This window comes from Sphaerospermopsis reniformis (genome assembly GCF_005402885.1).
GTDB lineage: Bacteria > Cyanobacteriota > Cyanobacteriia > Cyanobacteriales > Nostocaceae > Sphaerospermopsis > Sphaerospermopsis kisseleviana.
Genome location: NZ_BJCE01000407.1, coordinates 1 through 2,684, shown reverse-complemented (window position 1 = coordinate 2,684; position 2,684 = coordinate 1). Strand labels below are relative to the sequence as shown.

Sequence of the window (2,684 nt, the reverse complement as noted above, 5' to 3'; positions counted from 1 at the left end):
AGTGTGCATTTTTTGGGATTTCAAGAGATGGCAAAGAAATTTTCAAATCTCCTCCTGACTCCTGACTCCTGACTCCTGACTCCTGACTCCTATGCCCTCACGGAAAGACTTTCTCAGCAACCCCTAAGTAAGAGTAGCTCCATTTTGGCGTGTTTTGTTGATATAGTTGGGATAATCTGTAATTTGGTAACGTTTAGCCTTAAATGCAGCATTTGTATAAGTTTGCCAAAACCAGATGTTGGTATCTACAAAAAAAATGTCACTTTGCTGTGGGGTATCAGTTTTGATATCTATGATATCAGCTTGAATAATCGCCATACTTCAAAAACTTGCAGCCATATCTGTTATCACCGTATCCACAGCATTACGATATTTTTCATCAGAGTAATAACGTTTAGCTCTAGTCATTACGTGATTAATAACATCCCATCCATCAGCATTGAGAGAAGTAAATTCAAGCAACTGATTTAACTTCTCTGCTGGGATATCTTTTAACAATTGACCAAATGCAAAATTCACAAATGGAGATGCAAAAACCTTCACCCCTGCAAAATCTAATTCCACAGTTTCATCACTTAGTAAACGTGAATGAATCTGATCATATAACTTTTGTCCACCATCAGCAGTGATGGCATACTCACCAACTATATTGTAAACTTTATACATCATGTCCTTATCTCCCTCTCTCTAGAGCTTCAGCTTCTTGAGTTTAGGAACTTCTGAAGCTAAACAGTAGTATTTTTCATCACATCGAAAAGCTATATTGACTAGCGTTCCCGAAAAGTTAGTACAAACGTTTTCGTATTCAACTCCATTATCTGCTATATAAAACCTAGACAAAACTAGACTTTACTTTCTACTTCAACGGGAGCATGGGAGCAGTTATCCCTCAGTAGACTTTCACGCCTTAGCCAGACGCGATAAATTAATTGCAGCGTTTAGATCCCTATCTATCTCAAAACCGCAGTTCTCGCAGCAATAAATTCTTTCGGATAAAGAAAGATTTTCTTTTTTATGCCCACAACGAGAACAGGTTTTGCTTGATGGATAAAATCTATCAGCAATTATAATTTCACAGCCAAATTTTTTAGCTTTATATTCTAGCTGACGCTTAAACTCATAAAATCCACAATCAGCTATTGCTTGAGCTAATTTATGATTTGACAACATCCCTGAAACATTTAAATCTTCTACTACTATCTTGGCGTGGTTTTTGCATAAGTAAGTAGTAAGTTTATGAAGAGTGTCTTGTCGCAGGTTTGCTATTCTTGCATGATGTCTAGCTAGTTTAATTTTAGCTTTGTGTTTATTATTTGAACATGAAGCCTTTCTGCAATAGACTTTGGATAATCTTTGCAGTTTAGCTAAATTCTGTTTATAGTGTTTAGGGTTAGGGAAAGTAACACCAGTGCTTAGTGTAGCTAGTTCCTTTACTCCCAAATCAACACCAACAATAGTATAGTTTTTAATAGTTGGTTGACATTCTTGTTCATAAGAAAAGGCTATATACCAACTATCGGCAGTTCTAGAAATAGTAATGCTTTTGCAAGTAGTATGAGGCAATCCTTCATAAGTTTTTACCCATCCAATTGTTGGTAGTTTTATTGATATACCACCTACAGGAATTGGTTTACCACCAGCATCAATTGTAAAACTATCATTTTTCCCTTTCTTTTTGAAGTTAGGATATTTAGACCTTCCTTGAAAGAATCTCTGAAAAGCTTCACCTAAACTGTCAAAAGCGTATTGAGTGATTTTCTGGCAAATACCCTTTTCTTTAATCCATGCCAATTCAGGTTTTACATGATTATTAAAGAATTTTTTGAGGATGTATTTGTTTGGCTTTAATCCATCTTTATGCAAAGAAGCCCAAGTAGCTAAACCCCAATTATAGGTAAACCTTGCTATACCAGCGTGTTTAGCCATTAATATTTCTTGAGTTTTATTTAACTTGAGTTGTGTTTTGATGGATAAAAGCATTTGCTGATGTCAACACTATACTTTATTATTTAATTCTGACACATTTTGCCTAATTTTTTAGTCAACTTATTCCATGTATACGTCAAATACTTGTAGTTTTGTATACATTTATATAGGTTTGTCTAGTAAATTGTCAACTTAGGACAAGCTCCTATATTGACATAGCTGTCATTACTGAAAATCATCAAGTTTCCATGATTTTTTTTGACAAATTCTTGTAGTATGTGTAAACCCTCACCTTATCGGACACCTTGCTGTTTGGTGCTATTTCCCGGCTCAAATGCCCACTTTAAAGCCTCAATAGATGTCATTGCTGCATTTTCGGGTAAAGTACGAACACTATTAGGGATACCAATCCCAAAGTCAACCACCGTTAACTGAAGAGTACCTGAAGTAGTGTAATGTTGACCGCAGCTAAATACACCTATGGGAGAATTGCATAGTATCCACATAAAGAACTAGTGGTTCATTTTTGGTAATTACTAATGACAAAATAACTCCAAGTAATTATGATTTTCTAGAATTTTTACCATTAGATGTAAATAATACTAGATTTCATAACCACAGTTATTATTACTTAGGGGTTGCTGAGAAAGTCTTTCCGTGAGGGCATAGGAGTCAGGAGTCAGGAGTCAGGAGTCAGGAGGAGATTTGAAAATTTCTTTGCCATCTCTTGAAATCCCCAAAAATGCACACTTTTTCCG

The 2,684-nt window shown here is 35.5% G+C and carries 4 protein-coding genes; all 4 read right to left on the bottom strand.

Features of this window, described 5'->3' with window-relative positions:
- Positions 1 to 123: 123 nt before the first annotated feature.
- Positions 124 to 318: a hypothetical protein gene (locus tag FFR48_RS27030; protein WP_137669480.1), complete on the bottom strand. Its 195-nt coding sequence runs from the start codon at positions 316 to 318 to the stop codon at positions 124 to 126.
- A 3-nt stretch (positions 319 to 321) separates the two neighbouring features.
- Positions 322 to 669 carry an STAS-like domain-containing protein gene (locus FFR48_RS27025; protein WP_096565461.1) on the bottom strand — a complete coding sequence of 116 codons (348 nt, stop codon included), beginning with the start codon at positions 667 to 669 and terminating at the stop codon, positions 322 to 324.
- Positions 670 to 900: 231 nt separating this feature from the next.
- Positions 901 to 1,980 (bottom strand): RNA-guided endonuclease InsQ/TnpB family protein, encoded by a 1,080-nt coding sequence (locus FFR48_RS27020; protein WP_137669479.1) that lies wholly within the window; start codon positions 1,978 to 1,980, stop codon positions 901 to 903.
- Between the two features lie 239 nt (positions 1,981 to 2,219).
- Positions 2,220 to 2,432 carry a hypothetical protein gene (locus tag FFR48_RS27015; RefSeq protein WP_137669478.1) on the bottom strand — a complete coding sequence of 71 codons (213 nt, stop codon included), beginning with the start codon at positions 2,430 to 2,432 and terminating at the stop codon, positions 2,220 to 2,222.
- Between the last annotated feature and the right edge of the window lie 252 nt (positions 2,433 to 2,684).

What these genes read in the sequence shown, in the direction of transcription:
- FFR48_RS27030 (WP_137669480.1), bottom strand. Translation starts at nt 318, where the DNA reads ATGGCGATTATTCAAGCTGATATCATAGATATCAAAACTGATACCCCA.
- FFR48_RS27025 (WP_096565461.1), bottom strand. Translation starts at nt 669, where the DNA reads ATGATGTATAAAGTTTACAATATAGTTGGTGAGTATGCCATCACTGCT.
- FFR48_RS27020 (WP_137669479.1), bottom strand. Translation starts at nt 1,980, where the DNA reads ATGCTTTTATCCATCAAAACACAACTCAAGTTAAATAAAACTCAAGAA.
- FFR48_RS27015 (WP_137669478.1), bottom strand. Translation starts at nt 2,432, where the DNA reads ATGTGGATACTATGCAATTCTCCCATAGGTGTATTTAGCTGCGGTCAA.